This window comes from Synechocystis sp. PCC 6803 substr. PCC-P (assembly GCF_000284455.1).
In the GTDB taxonomy this organism is placed as follows: Bacteria; Cyanobacteriota; Cyanobacteriia; order Cyanobacteriales; family Microcystaceae; genus Synechocystis.
Map to the genome: position 1 here is coordinate 3,372,969 of NC_017039.1, position 16,503 is coordinate 3,389,471.

Annotated in this window: 16 protein-coding genes; 10 read left to right on the forward strand and 6 right to left on the reverse strand. The window is 48.9% G+C overall.

Annotation, left to right across the window (positions count from 1 at the left end; genetic code table 11):
• Positions 1–149: 149 nt before the first annotated feature.
• Together SYNPCCP_RS15630 and SYNPCCP_RS15635 are read left to right on the forward strand one after the other, a co-directional pair.
• Positions 150–2,447 (forward strand): hypothetical protein, encoded by a 2,298-nt coding sequence (locus SYNPCCP_RS15630; protein ID WP_010874189.1) that lies wholly within the window; start codon positions 150–152, stop codon positions 2,445–2,447.
• 280 nt (positions 2,448–2,727) lie between these two features.
• A complete protein-coding gene (locus SYNPCCP_RS15635; RefSeq protein WP_010874190.1) occupies positions 2,728–3,138 on the forward strand; it encodes a hypothetical protein in 411 nt (136 codons plus the stop codon).
• Here SYNPCCP_RS15635 and larB read toward each other — a convergent pair.
• Together larB and SYNPCCP_RS15645 are read right to left on the reverse strand one after the other, a co-directional pair.
• Positions 3,106–3,909, reverse strand: a complete 804-nt coding sequence (gene larB / locus SYNPCCP_RS15640; protein ID WP_041426075.1) for a nickel pincer cofactor biosynthesis protein LarB — start codon at positions 3,907–3,909, stop codon at positions 3,106–3,108. The genes SYNPCCP_RS15635 and larB overlap by 33 nt on opposite strands.
• Positions 3,910–3,960: 51 nt before the next feature.
• Positions 3,961–4,512 carry a M23 family metallopeptidase gene (locus SYNPCCP_RS15645; RefSeq protein ID WP_020861931.1) on the reverse strand — a complete coding sequence of 184 codons (552 nt, stop codon included), beginning with the start codon at positions 4,510–4,512 and terminating at the stop codon, positions 3,961–3,963.
• A 476-nt stretch (positions 4,513–4,988) separates the two neighbouring features.
• Here SYNPCCP_RS15645 and SYNPCCP_RS15650 point away from each other — a divergent pair, with 476 nt between their 5' ends.
• From SYNPCCP_RS15650 to pgeF, 4 genes are all read left to right on the forward strand, one after another.
• A complete protein-coding gene (locus SYNPCCP_RS15650) occupies positions 4,989–5,648 on the forward strand; it encodes a TIGR00266 family protein (protein ID WP_010874193.1) in 660 nt (219 codons plus the stop codon).
• 19 nt (positions 5,649–5,667) lie between these two features.
• Positions 5,668–6,348 carry a TIGR00266 family protein gene (locus tag SYNPCCP_RS15655; RefSeq protein WP_010874194.1) on the forward strand — a complete coding sequence of 227 codons (681 nt, stop codon included), beginning with the start codon at positions 5,668–5,670 and terminating at the stop codon, positions 6,346–6,348.
• A 53-nt stretch (positions 6,349–6,401) separates the two neighbouring features.
• Complete coding sequence (locus tag SYNPCCP_RS15660) at positions 6,402–7,256, forward strand: TIGR00266 family protein (protein WP_010874195.1); 855 nt, start codon at positions 6,402–6,404, stop codon at positions 7,254–7,256.
• Positions 7,257–7,433: 177 nt separating this feature from the next.
• The gene (gene pgeF / locus SYNPCCP_RS15665) at positions 7,434–8,228 is read left to right on the forward strand and encodes a peptidoglycan editing factor PgeF (RefSeq protein WP_010874196.1); all 795 of its coding nucleotides are present in this window, start codon (positions 7,434–7,436) and stop codon (positions 8,226–8,228) included.
• A 207-nt stretch (positions 8,229–8,435) separates the two neighbouring features.
• On the opposite strand, the gene remA is transcribed toward pgeF, so the two are convergent.
• Positions 8,436–8,705 (reverse strand): extracellular matrix/biofilm regulator RemA, encoded by a 270-nt coding sequence (gene remA / locus SYNPCCP_RS15670; RefSeq protein ID WP_010874197.1) that lies wholly within the window; start codon positions 8,703–8,705, stop codon positions 8,436–8,438.
• 304 nt (positions 8,706–9,009) lie between these two features.
• On the opposite strand from remA, the gene SYNPCCP_RS15675 reads away from it, so the two are divergent.
• The 4 genes from SYNPCCP_RS15675 (at position 9,010) to SYNPCCP_RS15690 (ending at position 13,324) form a co-directional block, all read left to right on the forward strand.
• Positions 9,010–10,449, forward strand: coding sequence for a cyclic nucleotide-binding domain-containing protein (locus tag SYNPCCP_RS15675; RefSeq protein WP_010874198.1), 1,440 nt, complete (start codon positions 9,010–9,012; stop codon positions 10,447–10,449).
• A gap of 51 nt (positions 10,450–10,500) precedes the next feature.
• A complete protein-coding gene (locus SYNPCCP_RS15680; RefSeq protein ID WP_010874199.1) occupies positions 10,501–10,821 on the forward strand; it encodes a hypothetical protein in 321 nt (106 codons plus the stop codon).
• A gap of 42 nt (positions 10,822–10,863) precedes the next feature.
• Positions 10,864–11,352, forward strand: a complete 489-nt coding sequence (scpB, locus tag SYNPCCP_RS15685; RefSeq protein WP_010874200.1) for an SMC-Scp complex subunit ScpB — start codon at positions 10,864–10,866, stop codon at positions 11,350–11,352.
• Positions 11,353–11,635: 283 nt separating this feature from the next.
• Positions 11,636–13,324, forward strand: coding sequence for a DUF3352 domain-containing protein (locus SYNPCCP_RS15690; RefSeq protein ID WP_010874201.1), 1,689 nt, complete (start codon positions 11,636–11,638; stop codon positions 13,322–13,324).
• 228 nt (positions 13,325–13,552) lie between these two features.
• Here SYNPCCP_RS15690 and SYNPCCP_RS15700 read toward each other — a convergent pair whose 3' ends face one another.
• The 3 genes from SYNPCCP_RS15700 to SYNPCCP_RS15710 form a co-directional block, all read right to left on the reverse strand.
• Positions 13,553–14,185: a DUF2231 domain-containing protein gene (locus tag SYNPCCP_RS15700; protein ID WP_020861928.1), complete on the reverse strand. Its 633-nt coding sequence runs from the start codon at positions 14,183–14,185 to the stop codon at positions 13,553–13,555.
• A gap of 68 nt (positions 14,186–14,253) precedes the next feature.
• The gene (locus tag SYNPCCP_RS15705) at positions 14,254–14,742 is read right to left on the reverse strand and encodes a DUF2231 domain-containing protein (protein WP_010874203.1); all 489 of its coding nucleotides are present in this window, start codon (positions 14,740–14,742) and stop codon (positions 14,254–14,256) included.
• A gap of 144 nt (positions 14,743–14,886) precedes the next feature.
• Entirely contained in the window at positions 14,887–16,350 is a 1,464-nt protein-coding gene (locus SYNPCCP_RS15710) for an NAD(P)/FAD-dependent oxidoreductase (RefSeq protein WP_014407163.1), read from the reverse strand.
• Positions 16,351–16,503: the final 153 nt, after the last annotated feature.

Sequence of the window (16,503 nt, forward strand, 5' to 3'; positions counted from 1 at the left end):
AATTTGGGGAGTCAGGGGGGCTTGCAAAACAGGCTCTTAATTAGCGGACTGATCAATTATTTGTCATTGGTTAATCAAGTGGTTTATATTTAATTGATTTATTCAGACCGGTTCAATATCTTTTGATCTATTTTTGACTATTAAAATATATGAAACTTTTTCATTGGCTACTTTATTTCACCACGTTCAGTTTACCAGGAATAATTCCCTGCCCTGTTTTAGCCAATGAAGTTCTCAATTTTACTAACTTTACCCCTACCACGGCAGAATTAAATGATGACTTCCCATTGGAAAAGACAATCAGATTAGAGCCATTTATAGTAGAAAATATTGCCGATTTAAGAGCCGCTGAATCAAATCAAGAGCCATGGCAAACTTCCGTAGATTATTCCCATAGCTTGACCTCCAGCACCCTAACCACGGAGGATTTAAGGGGCCAGTCAACACAGTTGGTACAGCTTACAAGCCAAGCATTAACTGAGCCAACAAAAGAAGGAGAACAAGATTTTTTGCCAGCCATAACTCCAGAAAAAAGTTCCTATCCGGAGAGTATTACCCAACAGTCGACCAACACAGAAAATAGTGAACAGCTTAGCCCCAACCCAATAGCTGACACTGCCCAAAATGACGGTTGGCAAATTTTTATTACCCCCGGTGCCATCCTACCCATTAATGCCTATGGGTCAGCCAGAATTAGGAGAGTTCAGGGTGATTATCACCTTACCACTGCGGACATACTGGAAAAATTAACAGTTTATGCTGGGGGAAGAGTCGAAGCTTGGCACGGTAACTGGGGCATTATTTTGGATGGATTTTATTATAATTTGCAGGGAGCTACCACCAATCAACGGGACAATTTTACTGGCTTAGCATCTTTTAGTCCAATTAATTATTTACTCAACACAGATATCAATAATCGTTTGAATGGAATTAGTGACATTCTTGTCGACCAGTCTGATATTTTACAGCAAAAGAAAAGTGATATTAACCAAAGTCTAGACCAAATTCAATCTGAGTTTGAACTGGTGCGCAATGCAGCTCCCGATCGCCAGGAGTTAATGGCGGCGATCGCCTCAGCTTCGGCCAAAATTGAAGCATTGCAAGCCTTGGGTAATGCCATTGACCGGGAAGCTATTGGGGCTTGGGCGGAACAAATTAACGAACTGAAAAAGATGGTGGAGGAGGGCAACCTTGGGGAACGGGAAATCGAACAAAAATTAGCCCAACTCCAGACCGTCCTAGCTGCTGCCCAGGGTTTTCGGGACAATGCCATTGGTTCTATTGATCGTCTGGAGGACCGAGTGCAACAACGGGTGACGGAAATTCAAACCTTTGCTGCCCAGTTGCAAAACCTGAGGGAAGAAACTAGAGAATTGCTGGCCACATTGCCCCTCGAAGAAATTGACCGTCGGGATTTGGCCAAAATTGCCCTGGGGGGCCTAGATAAAATAAAGGAAATTGAGGGCGATCGGGACCGTTCCACTTTGGAAAATATCATCGACCGGATGGAAACTGCCCAGGATAAGTTGGAGGCAGTGCGTGCCTTACAGACGGAAATTCAAACGCGCATTGCTAATCTTCGTTCCAGGGAAGATCTAGGGGCATTGCAGAAAAAATTGGCGGAAACTAGGGAAAAAGTGGGACAAGTGCGGGAGGCGATCGCCAATCTAGAGAAAATTAAGGATTCCCATCTAGGGGAAATTATTCAAATCCTCCAAGACAGTAATGCCAAGGAAAACTTGATTCAATTGCAAGAAGCACTGGCCAAGTTGCAATCGCTCAAAAATAATGCAAATTTTGCCGATGCCTTACAAGATTTAGCCAAACTAGACCAAATTTTGGCCAATGAAGAGCAAGTAATTGCCGCCATTCGGACTGAACTTTACGGGGCAGGGCAACGGGATTTAACCATTGATACCAACACCGAGCTATCCGTCAGCGAAACTACCGTTGATCTAGCCATTAGCTACCATTTTGGCGACGCCCGTCCTGTTTACGGTTCAGGAAGCCAGAGCAGAAGTTATCCCCAGTGGTGGTTTGAACCCTACATCGGAGCCAGGTTGATCAATCTCAGCTTTGCCCTGGACCAGACCACTAACTACCGCTATAACAGCTCCCTAGTTTCCCTGGCGGGACAATTCCAAATTAATGAAACCGCTAGCCGCACTTGGATTAATCCCTTAGTGGGGGGAAAATTGGGGGTGCAGTTGACGGATACTTTGGCCCTTTGGCTCCGGGGGGATGTGTCCGGCTTTGACCTATCGGGGGAGGCGGATTGGAATTGGAACGCCATTTTAGGACTAGATTACTATGTAAGAGAAAATGTGGCCATCCAGCTAGGTTACAAATTTTATAGTTTGAAGTATGGACAGGGCAGTGGCGACGATGGTTTTGATTTTTCCCTGAATTTGAATGGCCTCTATTTGGGTTTGACCCTAAGGCTTTAGGCTGTTTGCAAGACCCCGCGGCCCCCCGAATTTGGGGGAAAACTGAGTGAAAGTCCTCCATTATTGCCGGAGCTTTAGTGGGTCGATTTAGAGGGCGGAATGAAACTTTCCAATCTGAGTCTGTTAACTTTCACCAAGGAATTTATTTTAAAAACTTTAAAAACAGAGTCTTCTAACCGACAAAAATCCCCTTCAGTCTCCCTATAACTCCATAACCCCGGATTATGGTGACTGGTACCATGGCAGGGTTGAACGCAAAACATCTCAATTTATCAAACCAATGAAACCTGAATTTGCCACTGTCCAGGCCTGGGAACAGGCAGATTGCCTGATGCAACCAGCTCTGATTCGCACCATTGACCATCTGCGACAAGGTTTGGAAAGTTGTCCCTGGCGCAGTCGCTACGAGGAGGTGCAGGAACCCATCCCAGGCCATCGGTTAATTCTGGAAAATGAGGGGCAAACCTACGGAGTTAACATTTGGGATTTATGCTTTCAAGTCTGCTTTGCCAATTATCAAGCCCAGCCCTTTGGGGATAACTTGCCGGAGAATAATCAGGCTTTGGCAGTGGAAATAGACCAGGACTTATTTAACGACCAAGGGGAAGTGGATTGGACGAAATTAGACCATAAAGCTCGCCATTGCGTGGAAGTATTTTTAGCCGCCCTGCCCACCGTTGGCCATAGTTGATTTTGATTGCAGGCGATCAACCGTGCGGAGAATTTGTCCTGCCAACATGGCCGCTCCAAAGCCGTTGTCAATATTGACTACCCCCACCCCCACTGCACAGGAATTGAGCATGGTTAACAGGGGAGCCACGCCGCCGAAACTGGTGCCATAACCGACGCTGGTGGGTACGCCAATCACAGGACAGTCCACTAATCCCGCCACCACACTGGGCAAAGCCCCTTCCATACCGGCCACCACAATCAACACATCCATGGCTTGGATTAATTCTCGATGGCTCAACAGTCGGTGAATGCCGGCAACTCCCACGTCCCAGAGTTTCTCCACTTTGAACCCGCAGAGGCTGGCAGTGATGGCCGCTTCCTCCGCCACGGGTAAATCCGCTGTACCTGCACTGAGAACGCCAATGGTACCGGAATATTTAATTTGTAAAGGGGTTTGCACCAGGGCACAAATGCGAGCTTGGGGATAGTACTGCAATAGAGGAATGCGATCGCCAAGGAGATCCGCCACCTCCGGCTCCACCCTGGTCACTAGCACCACCGGATTATGCACTGCTAAGACCTGGATAATCTGCTCAATTTGTTCTGGGGTTTTGCCTGGGCCCCACACAACTTCTGGAAAACCCGTCCGCAGTTGCCGCTGATGATCCACTTTGGCAAAATCATCGATCGCCTGGAAACTGAGGTGTTTAAGCTGCTCAAAACCCTCTTGGCTACTGATGTGGCCACTGGCGATCGCCGTGAGCAATTGTTGGAGGGAATCTGGGGTCATCGGTGCAGAAAACTGAAAAACAGGGCCACTGACCATTCTGGACTATTTGGGCTAGGTTGCCCCGCCGTACATGGCCTGTAGTACCAGAGCCGGATCTACTAAAACTCCGTTATGGCGCAGTTCCCAATGGAGATGGGGCCCTGTGGTTCTTCCCGTCATGCCCACCCGACCAATGCGCATCCCCGCCACCACCTGTTGTCCCTGTTGGAGCACAATGCCCCCCTGGCGATCGACCAAATACCGTTGCCCCTGATGCACTTCCACCCCGCCCATTAAATGACAGTAAGTGTGCTGCCAAGGGCCGGACTGAATGCGAACCATGGTGCCGCAACCGGTATGGTCGGACATTTCCACCACTGTGCCATGCCACCAATTGCGTATGTAACTGCCCAGGGGCGCAGCCAAATCCAAGCCATTGTGGAAAGTGCTAGCCCCAGCGGTGGGGGCTCGGCGGGGACCAAACCCAGAAGTATATTGCTGGAAATTTTCCACCGGGAAAGAAGCATACTGCCAAGGGTTGGTGGAACTGGTAGCCACTGGAGCATATTGAGCAGCAACCTGGTTATTGGAGGCCAAAGCAATGGTCAAGGTGCTACTGGCCATAACCAGAGCGAGGAGAGATATTAACGACCATAGTCGGCATTTTCTGACCCTGGGCCTGGATAAATTTCTACTTAACCAATGCTTTTGACGACAAGTTCGCCAGAAAGAGTTCATAGCACAATCCTCACACGTTTCACACTGCTCCCTAGTGTATGCCTAGAATTGTTCCCTGGCGAAGGTCAACTTATTTATCTCTGGAGGCATACCTGGGTGTGGGTAAAAAGCACGAAAATGCCCATTAATGCCCCTGTCGTCCGTAATGAGGAAAGATCTAGCAAAAGTCTTCTGGATGGAAAGAGGATTGCAAAAAGATTCTTCTCTAGAAAATCTTACTTTTCCAGTATTCTCCTAGACCATTAACTTTAGGCTTTAAGACCAGTTAAATTGGGCTTGGTTTGGTATAGATTGAGGTTAACTAGTTAAAAATACAGTCTATCTTGCTCCGTTGTTGTTGTTCTTCCGCCCCCCGCTGAGCCGTGCTCTACAAAATTCGCCACTATCCCAACTCGGTGTTGGCCGTTACGCTCAAACCCAAGGAACGGCTCTACATTAACCCCGGTTCCCTAATTAGCATGGATGGGGGATTGGTCGTTAGTCGGGTTTGTGGTGGAGGCTGGCTCCGGGCCTTGGCTCGGTTTTTATTGGGTAAAGAAAACTTAATGGTTAATGCCATCCATAATCCCAGCGATCAACCGTTAAGTTTTACCCTAGGCAAAGCCTTACCAGGAAATTTGACCAGGCTAGACTTACCCAAAAATGGCATAGTCATCAATCCAGGAGTACATGTTGCCCATACCAGCGGCGTCAATATGGGGGTGTATTGGCTCGGTCTATCCAGTTGGTGGGGGGGGCAGGGTTTATTCGGTTTGAAACTCCAAGGTAAAGGCCGCGTCTTCCTTGGTAGCTACGGCACCCTTAACCAGTTGTCCTGCCCCCAGAGTTTTGTGGTGGAGCACTCTCATTTAGTAGCGTTTCAGCCCAAGCTCAAGCTCAAAGTTAATTTTCCCCGGGGTATTGTTGGTGATCTCCAGTCCGGTCGGGGGCTGAGTTCCCTTCTAAAGGGCTCCGGCAACCTCTATTGGCAATCCCGTAGCTTGAGCAGTTTAGGCCGTTTTATCCGGCTCCGACTGCGCTGATTTTTTCTTTGCCCGCCCTATGAACATTAAACTTCTCAATTCCCCCCAAACGGCGATCGCCAGGGTACTTCTGGAGGCCAATGAAGAATTAGCAGCCCAGCATGGTTCTTTAATTGCCATGAGTCCCGACATTACGGTGCAAAGTTCCGTGCGGCGCACTAGCGATGGAGCAGGGAAACAGAGTAGCCGGGGCAATCAAGTTAAAACCATGTTTTTAAACAATTATCGAACCGGGGAAAATGGCGGTGAAATTTACCTGGCCCCTCCCCTAGTGGGAAACCTGGGGCACTATCAACTGGGCGGGAGGAAATTAATTGTCCGCCAAAGCTCCTACCTAGCATCCGATGGCAAGGTGGACATTTTCATGGGCTACAAATCCGCCGCCAAGAAAGAACCCTATTCCTGGCTGAGTTTGGTGGGCGTTGGAGATGTGTTAATCAGCTCCTTTGGGGCCATGTATTCCCTGGAAGTGAATGGCAAACAAATTGTCAACTCCGACCATGTGGTGGCCTTTGATAACAGCCTCAAAGTTAAGCCGTATCAAGAGTTGCGTCCCTGGCCCAAACGTCTGGTGCCCAACCAAGAAATCCTCTATGAATTCAGTGGCACAGGTACAATTTTTTGCCAAACCCATGGTCCTCGGAATTTTGCTCGGGAAGTGGGTCGCCAACTCAAACCGGAAAACTTCAAACTGCGCTAAATCATAAACCGAAACCACTAATATCATTGCCCTGTAACTGAAATCTGCCCGCCATGATGGAAGAAGAATCCCTAGAAAAGCTCGAAGAAAGTCTAGAACAGATCGACCCTGAGGAGGATTTGGAAGAGGATTACACCCAACATCTCTTTGCCCATCCCCGGGAAGCAGGGGGAGATAACCAGGTACGTCCTACAGATGATGAATTTAATCTTCCCTACAGCATTAATGGCCATGCCCTGTACGCCACCCTGGAGCTGACCCTGAAGCCCGGTCAAATTGTCCTTGTTGATGCCAATGTAGTCACTGCCATGGACCGTTCTGTTCTCTTTGTTAACAAATTGCGGGGGGGATTGTTGGATGTCCTCCGTAAAGCCCTAGGGATAGATACCCTATTTCTTAACCAATTTACGGCAGAACAAAGCGTTGGCCACCTGCAATTGGCGCCAGCCCTACCGGGGGATATTTGTCATTATTTTTTAACCACAGAAAAAGGTATTTATCTCCGGGCAGATAACTTCCTGGCCTGCCAACCAACGGTGAAAATTGACACTAATTTCGCCAGTATGAAGCATTTTTATAACGATAGTGAGAGTTTTTTATTGCGTTTAGTCGGACAGGGGGATTTGTGGTTCAGTCTTTATGGTGGTTTGGTGCAGGTTTCCATGAACGGCGATCTGGCCTATAATCCCGATTACATTGTTGCATTTGAAGATACCCTGGATTACCAAATGACTAAACAGGAGGGGCTCGCCGTCGATCGCCTACGGGGGGACGTGTGGGGTGGTAAGGGTAGATTGTGCCGCTTCACTGGCCAGGGGAAAATTTGGCTCCAGGCCCGTCAGGCCAATAGCTTTTTGAACTATGTCCAATCAATTTTGCTCAATTTACGTTTTCCCCGACTGAATTAGGGGGATCAACGCATTTACGGAGGACTTGGGCCATGGTAGGATTACCAGGTGAAATTAGGTTATGGGCATTAAAAATAAGCTTTTGCTTCAACGAATTAGAGCGGAAACTCACACCACTTTTGATCCGCAGTCGAAATTAAAACCACTACAAACATCACAACTTTTTTGGCTAGACCGATGACAATGGGGGACGATCTCTGGGGATGGCAGAACATCAATGGTTCACCCTATCTCACCTGTGCTTTGTTGGCTCCCTGGCCCCATGCCTTTTTCACCAGAGCCTTCTATCCCCAATTGCCCGAACAACTGATCACCTATCTTGATCCCCAAGGAAAAGCTTTCCGGGTCAAACAGGTTCATGGGGACGTAACCCTAACGGCAACGGAAATTGGCCAAACTCCCTTGGCCCCAGACAGTACCCATCCCCCAGCGGATGGCATCATTAGCGACGCTCCCCACCAAGGGGTCTGGGTGGCCAGTGCGGACTGTACCCCGGTATTGATTGGCGATTTGATTGGTAAACGTGTGGCGGCGATTCATGCAGGCTGGCGGGGGACCAAAGCCAGAATTGTGCCCAAAACCATCGATAAATTTCTGGCCCTGGGTAGTGAGTTAAAGGATTTACGGGTTGCCCTAGGCCCGGCGATCGCCGGAGAGGTGTATCAAGTCGATCCCTGGGTGGCCTTGGAAGTGGGGCAAAGTGTGCAAGCAGTACAAAAATTAGCGACAGAAGAACAGCAATGGGACCATTTATCCACCATGGTGAACCCGCCCGTGTTACCTGATGCAGAACCGGAAAAATATCGCCTTGATGTGCGTCGCATCAATCAATTGCAACTGTTAGAGTTAGGTTTTGCCCAGGAACAGATTGCTGTGGCCCCCCACTGTACTTTCCAAATGGAAGAACTTTTTTTCTCCTATCGCCGTACCCACACCAAGGAGGTGCAATGGTCTGGCATTGTCAGTTACTGACGCGGAGACAAAATGGGAAATCACTCACGCCTCGTCTCAATTTTTTCCTTGGTTAGTGGTTGGGGCGATGTTGACCAACTATTACAGTTAGGGAGCGACAAATATTTTGACCTCCGTACCGGCAGCACCCCCTCCTTTTTTACAGACTTTGGGAGGTTTTGCAAAGTTCAGGAGGAGGTCAACGTTAGAGTTCAGCAAATTAACAAATTACTTTTTCGCATTTTCTTTAAAATCCTTATCCACCACAAAACGGTTAGCCACGGTTTCCGGTTGAATAGCCGAAAGAATTACCTGATTAGAGTCCATAATGATCACAGCCCTGGTACGTCGGCCATAGGTGGCATCAATTAACTGACTACGTTCCTTGGCATCGCTGATAATCCTCTTAATGGGAGCGGATTCTGGACTGACAATGGCAACAACCCGATTGCCAGAAACAATATTGCCAAAGCCAATGTTGATGAGTTGAATTTCCATAGATTAGGGTGGATGGGAAATGGGAGGAGAGGGGGAAATGATCGCTTAGGTATTTATTAGAAGCAATGGTTAGCCTTTAAGAGTAAATGTCTGTTTGTCCCGTAATTTAGCTAACTGAGTTAAATTATGGCCAATTTCAGCCTATCCCTCCTTTTACTTTCGACTTTCAGGGCTTTTTCCGCGTCTATCCAGAGATAGATTAATCCGGAAAATTAGGACGAACCAGCGGATTTATCGTCAAATTGCCCAATATTTCCGGTTGTATCCACGGAAACTCCCCTTTGTCAACTTTCATGGAATTTTCATGCCCTTTGTTGCCATTGCTTTCGCCAAAATTTTTGATACCCTCGACGCCACCACCCTAAGTTTTGGGCGCACCCAACTTTCCCTCTTGGATTTATTCCAGTTGGCCCTATCTGCCCTAGCCATATTCGTTTTAACCCACTACCTCAATCGGGTTTTACGGAGCATTGTTCTACGGCGTTTTATTTATGAACAAGGCATCCGCTACATTGTGGCCAATTTGTTGAGCTATGGTTTGGGTTCTTTTTTGTTCATTGCCATGCTCCAAACCAGTGGCATTAACCTCTCTTCTCTCACGGTGGTGGGGGGCACCCTTGGGCTAGGGATTGGTTTAGGTCTGCAAAATGTGACCCGTAATTTTGTTAGTGGGGTAACTCTGCTGGTGGAGCAAAAGGTCAAAATTGGCGACTATATCCGCTTTCAGAACATTCAGGGTTATGTGCGGGAAGTATCCACCAGGGCCGTGGTGGTGGGACTCAAGGATGGCTCCAAAGTAATTTTGCCCAGTAGTCTACTGATCGAAAATCAGGTGATTAACTATCATTACGAAACGCAAACGGTGCGTTTGACCGTGGCCGTGGGGGTGGCCTATGGCACTGATCCGGTGTTGGTGACGGAAACCCTTTTGATGTGTGCCTATAGCCAAGCCTGTGTGGTCAAAACTCCCCCAGCCCAGGTGATTTTCCAGAATTTTGGCGACAATGCGTTGGAATTTGAGCTTTGGGTCTGGATTGAAGAGCAATACATGGGCCAGCATCCGGAAATTCTTAGTGCCCTACGCTACACTATTTGCTTTTACTTTAAGCGCAATGGCATTGGCATCCCTTGGCCCCAACGGGAACTCTGGCTTAAAAATCCCGAGGCGATCGCCAAATATTTTCACCCGGATTTGGATTTGCCCAGCCTGTCTGACCCAGCGCCCCAAGAACCGACCATTTCCCTCAGTCAGGTTTTGAAATCGAGTGACTATTTCAGTGGCTTAAACGAGTTGGAAATTCGCCAGTTGGTGGAAATTGGCCAGTTACAATCCCTGCAATCGGAGGAGGTGCTTTTTCGGGAACGGGATCCAGCCGATGGCTTTTACATTGTCATTTCTGGGCTGGTGGAAGTCTATACGGAGAAACTGGGTCGGGTACTGGCGAGTTTGGGACCTGGTAGTTTCTTTGGTGAATTAGCCTTGATGCTGGGCATTCCCCGCACTGCCTCGGTTAAAGCTAAGGAAAAATCTCTCCTGTTTGTGGTGCGATTTCCCCAATTTGAACAATTGCTACAAAGCAATCCTGATTTCCGTGAAGCTATTATCAATGCGTTGGGGGAACACCAAGGGGAATTAATGCGCCGCAAAGAAGAACTGGCCACCAAGGGTCTCCTTACTTCGGAAGAGGAAGATAGTAATATTATGAACTGGGTGCGTAAACGGCTCCAGCGGCTATTTGGTTAGGGACTGAAGACCACGGACGGACAATTTTTACTAATTATTCCTGAGGTTATTATGGGCAATCGATCTCGTTTTGGGGCATTGACATCCCTTGGTTTAATCGTTGTTGCTCCCTTGGTTCTGATTCTGAGTCCCAATTTTTCGGCCATGGCTACGGAACCGACCCAGACCCAGCTACAAACGGCGGCCAAACTTGTTTGCCAAGCTTTGAGTGAAGGTAAATCCCCCGATGTGGCCAGGGATGCCGCTAGGGCATATTTAATCGCCGAAGTGGGTAGTCGTGATTTGCTAAATGCCGATAATGTTCGCCAAAAACTACGGCCGGAAGTGATCAAGCAATGCCCTGGCCAAGCGATGAAACTCATTGGCCGCTAGACCTTGCTAACAAATAAACAACCTCGATAATTTGTCCTGCTAATGCGTCTTGCCACCACCATTGAAGCGATCCTTTATCTCCAGGCTAAACCGGTGGCGATCGCCGACTTGGTCAGCATCAGTGGTCAGGAAAAGGCCTCCGTGGAGGATGCCCTGATGGAGTTGATGGAGGACTATGCTCACCGGGACAGTGCCCTGGAAATTGTGGAAACTAACCAGGGTTACAGCCTGCAACTCCGGGCCGCCTTTCAACATCTGATCCAAGATTTTGTCCCCGCCGATCTCAGCACCGCGAGCCTCCGTACCTTGGCGGCGATCGCCATTAAATCCCCCCTACTGCAAACAGACTTGATCGAACTACGGGGCAGTGGAGCGTACCAACAGGTGCAGGAATTGGTGGAAACGGGTTTTGTCCGCAAAAGAAAGCAAACGGAAGGACGCTCCTATTGGCTGGAAATCACCGACAAGTTTCACCAATACTTTGAGATTGATAGTTTACCGGCGGATTTTGCTGAAAAAAAACCAAAATAAGCAAAAAAAACATCCGATCTTCTTAAACCCATCCCCAAAAACCAGTTTCACGCTTGATCATTATCGACTTAATCCCACAATTGCCAATGGATATGACTGCTGGGGAAACCCTAGGTTACGGACTAGGAACGGGAGGTTAACTTTGCTGAATCTGCCTCAGAGAGCTTTTTCTCACTAGTTTTACCCCGTAACTTTTCCCGCCAAAACAGCTAAAAAGATCGGGCAAGGCCGCCGACAGCCCTGATAATGGGAAGGAATTGTCGCAAGAGGGTATCAGTCCGTTGTGAAACCCCGTTCTTTTTTCGTTCTACTGGCCGCCGTTGCAATTTTTTCATTGGCTGTGGCCGGCTGGGGTACTGCCCTGGTACTAGGCCACAGTCCCCTTAATTTAGCCCGGGGAGGGGTGAGCCGTAGTCCCATGGCCCCAGGGTTAATTCCTGGCCAGTCACCCATTATGGTGTCTTTGCTGGTTAATCCCGATCGCCTGGAAGCCTTTACCCAATTGGCAGTTAATCCTGGGCGGCGGCGTCGATCCCACCGGGAGTTGGCCGAGTTGGAGCAGAGTTTGCTTGCTAAAACGGGGCTGGATTATCGCAAAGAGGTGAAACCCTGGTTAGGGGAGGAAGTTACCCTAGCGGTGACAGATTTGGATTACGACCACAATGGAAGCAATGGAGCCCAACCGGGATATTTACTGGTGGTCCACAGCCGGGATCCAGAGCTGAGTCGGGAGTTTTTGCAACTGTCCTACGCCACTGCGGCGATCGCCGGAGATACGGACCTGGTGTTTGACCGTTACCAAGGAGTCAAAATTACCTATAAACACCCCGTTAACCCAGTGCCCAACGGCAATTTACTGGCCAGTGCGGTGGTGGGGGACTATGTTCTATTTGCCAATCATCCCCAGGTTTTGCGCCAGGCTTTAAATAGTTTGCAGGCCCCTTCCCTCAGCCTGGCCCAAACCGCAACTTACCAACAGGCCCTAGCCAGTTTAAATAACCCGAAATTGGGAATAGTTTATGCTAATTTTCCTGCCCTTGCCGCTTGGCTTGGCCAGCGACCTGCCATTGATAAAAATTCTGACCAAACGGCGATCGAACAAACTTTAACAGTGGCTTTATCTCTCCAAGCCCAGGGATTGGTGGCCCACACTGCTTTGACGGGGGTACCTAGCAATAACCCAGGGGAAAAGGCGGAAAATGTAACTGCCATTAAAACCAATTTAGTTAACTTACCCCCCAGCAGTAGCTTGGTAATTAATGGTCAAAACCTAGCTCAACAATGGCAACAGTTGGCCACGGGTTTAGCCCCCCATAGTCTCCTACAACAGGCCTTAAGTAAGTTAGTTTATGATTGGCAACAGCCCCTAGGTTTAGATTTAACCACTGATATTTTTCCTTGGGTGCAAGGCGATTATCAATTAATCTTTTTGCCCAAAACTAATCCGAGCCAAAATGATTGGGTATTTGCCGCCCAGGACTTGGATGCCGCCGCCACTGACTTAGCTTTGGAACATCTAGATCAATTGGCGATCGCCGCTGGCTACCAATTATCAACTTTGGACCTGGGTGGGCAACGGGTATGGGCTTGGACTAGTCTCCAAACCCTGGCCAAGCAGAATATTACCAGCCTACAAACCCAAGTTAGGGGAGTTCATTGCCGAGTCGGCGATCGGGTAATTTTGGCCAGTTCCCTCGAAGCTTTATCCCAAGTGTTGGACCAAACCAGTCCTTCCTTGGCTGATCAACCAGAATTTCAACAGGCATTGTCCACTTTGCCCGATGACAGTTACGTTTACCTTGATTGGCAAAGGGGAGAACCATTTTTTAGCCAACAATTACCCGTGCTCAGGGTATTGGAGTTATCGCTCAAACCTCTGTTTAAAAATTTACGATCCCTAACCATTAATCAAGAGTCTAGCTCCACTTCCATTAGCAACAGCACTATTTACCTGAATCTGGGGGTTGATTAGCTTGGGGAAGTGCTCTCGCCATCTGAATTGGGAGCAAAGGTTTAGAGCCTGTTTTAAAAGCCCCCTTGGGCCCCCCAATTTTGGGGAAAAGTGAGTGAAATTCCCCCAGTATTCCGGTCGATTTAGGGGACGCAATAAAACTGTCTAAAAACGTTCTTAGGGAAATTTCCTTTGCTTTGATCGGATTAGCGTTGTTCCACACTTTGGCAAAATTTTGCCGACAAACCGTCAAAGATCCATACCTCCCTCACTGAGCACCACATTGGGATTTTCCCCCATGCGGAGGATATGGGCCGCCGTATTGTGTACGCCAAATTCTGCCCCCAGTTGGGCCCCCAGGGTGCCATGGATGGCCATATAGGCCATGAGAAATAGGGCAAAACCGAGATAGGCCCAGCTAACTTCATTGCGGCAATTGGTGCGCCAAACAAACCGTTGATAGCCCCGCCAAATAGTTGTGCCCACCATCATCGCCAGTAGCAGGATGCCCCCCACGCCATGGAGCAACATGGTAGTACCAGCGCCAATGCCCCAATCACTGACTTGATTTGTGGGAGGTTGGGCCAAAAGAATTTCAAAAAAGCCCGCCGCCACCGTGAAAAAACTAATGAAGGCACCGGCCACGGCATTGTACCAACCCACATCAAAGAAGTTTTGGCGCTGGGCGGGAATGGCAAACCCTTTGAGAATTGGCCGCTCCAAGGGGAAAAATACGCCCGCAAAATCAAAAATTAGGGCAATGATGAATAACCCCAGACTGAAATGAACCAAATTGGGATGGATGGGAAATCGGTAGGGCAGACCATTGGTGCCTAGCTGGAGGCCAATTTCTTTGAGTTGGTCAATCAGGGAAGGGTTCATGGTGCGGTCAATTTCCTCAGTGAAAATGAGATGGGGGGTAAAACTTCTATTTTGAAAACTTGTTAAGACTAGGGAATAATGCCGTCTTTGGTTGCTTGGACTACGGGTAGGGTGTGCAGACCATAAACCCAATCCACTAGGGAGCCAAGGAAGATTTGGATGCATACTAACACCATAAATACAGTGGCTAGCATGAGGAAAGGCAGGCTGGTTTTCAGCGGATTTCGCACCCTCAACACTCCCCGCCAAGCCGTTAACCCTGCCAAAATGGCAGACAATGACCAGCCGTTGACCGTGTGCCAATCCAATGCCGGTTGGGCCGCCGGGTAGGGCATCGCTAGAGCCGCTTCAAATTCCCCAAAAATCACTGCAAAAAAAATGGCGATCGCCGCTGTGAGCCAATTCCACCAAGCGACTTCAAAGAACCGAGGCTTTTTTTGGAGGTAGCCCACCAGTTCACTAATGTAGGCAAAGAAAACCATGCCAATGACAAAGTGGACAATGATGGGATGGAGGGTATCGGGGTAGGGCAGATTTTGGTCATTGAGGGTGAACATGGGCAGGTTCCGCAAAGTGGTTGGGTTTGGGGGCTGAAGTTAATAGTTGCCGGTGTGGTCAGGTCAAGAACAGATTTAAATACAAATTTAGCTAATTTAAAAACTAATAAAAAATTAAAAGTAATTGGCCATAGGTTAACCCCCCTACCGATTCATACCGGGGCTAGGTTGGGGGACGAAAGGAGCCCTTTCCCTTTCCGGTGTTTTGAAGCCAAGGTACAACAGGACGATAAAAATCAGGGGCGCAATGATGGCGATCGCCTTGATGCCTTGGTGTTCCTGCCGTTGGGCTGGGGTCATGGCGGCCCATTTTAGTTCCTGGGCGGTGGGGGCGTGGGGACGATGGAAACGGTCGATGGTTTCTTCCGCTAGCCATTGGGTGGTGGATTTGAAGTTATGCAGAGGAGTGGGCAATAGCTCTAGATAGGTGGCATTCCGCAATAAATCCCCTGCCTTGCCTTGGATGCGTACCCGGTCAAATAAATTGGCTACCCCATTGTTCAAGCCCAACTTCATCAATGTGCCCCGCAGTTGGGGATCGGGACTAACTAACGGTTTACCATTGTGTACCGCCATTAAATTTTTGGCGATCGCCGCTCCTTGTTGGTAGGCAATCTGGGCCAGGGCCGGTTTGGGATTATCTTTGACTGTCACACAGTCCCCGGCGGCAAATACCTGGGGAAAACTAGGCAATTGCAAAGTACTGGTTACTAGGGGTTGCCCATGGCGATCGAGTTCCTCGGCCGGAATCTGTTCCTTGAGGGTTTTGAGTAGAGGGTTAACCGCTGTGCCGGCGGTCCAAATGGTGGTGCCAGTGTCTAAGTGGCGCAATTCCTCCTCCCCAGTTTCCACAAACTGCAAACTTTCCGGGGTAACGCTTTTGACCCCCACCCCTAACTTCAACGTCACCGGAATAGTTCTAGCTTGCAACTCCTCCAGGGCACAGCGCTTGAGCCCGCTATTGGCATCCCCGGCCAAAATTCCCGGCGCATGGTTGACCAAGTAAATTTTTAAATCGTTGATATTGCCCCCCATGGGCACATACCAACTGGGCAGTAAATCCGCCAACGTGGCCGCCATTTCCACCCCCGCCGGCCCGGCCCCCACGATCGCCACGGTCAATAATCTTTCTTTTTCCGCTTGATCTGCTGTGGTTAACGACTTTTCTAAACAGGCTTTGAGATGATCCCTAAGGGCGATCGCCTCGGTTTGGGAACGGAAAGCAAAGGCATTTTCTGCCGCCCCCTGGGCCCCCAAATACCCCTGCACTGACCCCACTGCCAGCACCAAATAGTCATAATGCTGTTCTTGGCCAGAATCAAGTACTAACCGTTTTTCCTTCAATTGCACATCCGCAACTCGGGCTTGGACTATATCAATGCCGCTATCGGCCAACAATTTTTCATAACTGGGACAAACCACCGACTCTGGTAACTCTTCGGTGAGCAACTCGTAGAGCATGGGCTTAAAGACAAAATTTGCCTGGGGTTCCACTAGGACAATGGGGCCGGCGTGCTGATGATGACGCAGATGGAGAGCAGTGAATAGTCCAACAAAACCACCACCGATAATCACCGTTGTTGCTGAATCAGACGAATTAATGGCCACAGTTTTCCATCCCACTCCCGAACAAGTTTCACTATGCCCGGAGGCACTTCCCCTGTAAAGGTAGCACGCAAGTAAAAAGTGGGGCCAATTTCCTGGAAACTGGAACCCCACTTAACAAAACTTAGGCCAAAGATCTTAGGTTAATCAGACGAA

Excerpts from the sequence above, each read along its gene's own strand:
- pgeF (WP_010874196.1), top strand. The coding sequence starts at position 7,434 with ATGACAATGGGGGACGATCTCTGGGGATGGCAGAACATCAATGGTTCA.
- scpB (WP_010874200.1), top strand. The coding sequence starts at position 10,864 with ATGCGTCTTGCCACCACCATTGAAGCGATCCTTTATCTCCAGGCTAAA.
- SYNPCCP_RS15635 (WP_010874190.1), top strand. The coding sequence starts at position 2,728 with ATGAAACCTGAATTTGCCACTGTCCAGGCCTGGGAACAGGCAGATTGC.
- SYNPCCP_RS15645 (WP_020861931.1), bottom strand. The coding sequence starts at position 4,512 with ATGGCCAGTAGCACCTTGACCATTGCTTTGGCCTCCAATAACCAGGTT.
- SYNPCCP_RS15700 (WP_020861928.1), bottom strand. The coding sequence starts at position 14,185 with ATGAACCCTTCCCTGATTGACCAACTCAAAGAAATTGGCCTCCAGCTA.
- SYNPCCP_RS15675 (WP_010874198.1), top strand. The coding sequence starts at position 9,010 with ATGCCCTTTGTTGCCATTGCTTTCGCCAAAATTTTTGATACCCTCGAC.
- SYNPCCP_RS15630 (WP_010874189.1), top strand. The coding sequence starts at position 150 with ATGAAACTTTTTCATTGGCTACTTTATTTCACCACGTTCAGTTTACCA.
- SYNPCCP_RS15705 (WP_010874203.1), bottom strand. The coding sequence starts at position 14,742 with ATGTTCACCCTCAATGACCAAAATCTGCCCTACCCCGATACCCTCCAT.
- larB (WP_041426075.1), bottom strand. The coding sequence starts at position 3,909 with ATGACCCCAGATTCCCTCCAACAATTGCTCACGGCGATCGCCAGTGGC.
- remA (WP_010874197.1), bottom strand. The coding sequence starts at position 8,705 with ATGGAAATTCAACTCATCAACATTGGCTTTGGCAATATTGTTTCTGGC.
- SYNPCCP_RS15660 (WP_010874195.1), top strand. The coding sequence starts at position 6,402 with ATGATGGAAGAAGAATCCCTAGAAAAGCTCGAAGAAAGTCTAGAACAG.
- SYNPCCP_RS15655 (WP_010874194.1), top strand. The coding sequence starts at position 5,668 with ATGAACATTAAACTTCTCAATTCCCCCCAAACGGCGATCGCCAGGGTA.
- SYNPCCP_RS15680 (WP_010874199.1), top strand. The coding sequence starts at position 10,501 with ATGGGCAATCGATCTCGTTTTGGGGCATTGACATCCCTTGGTTTAATC.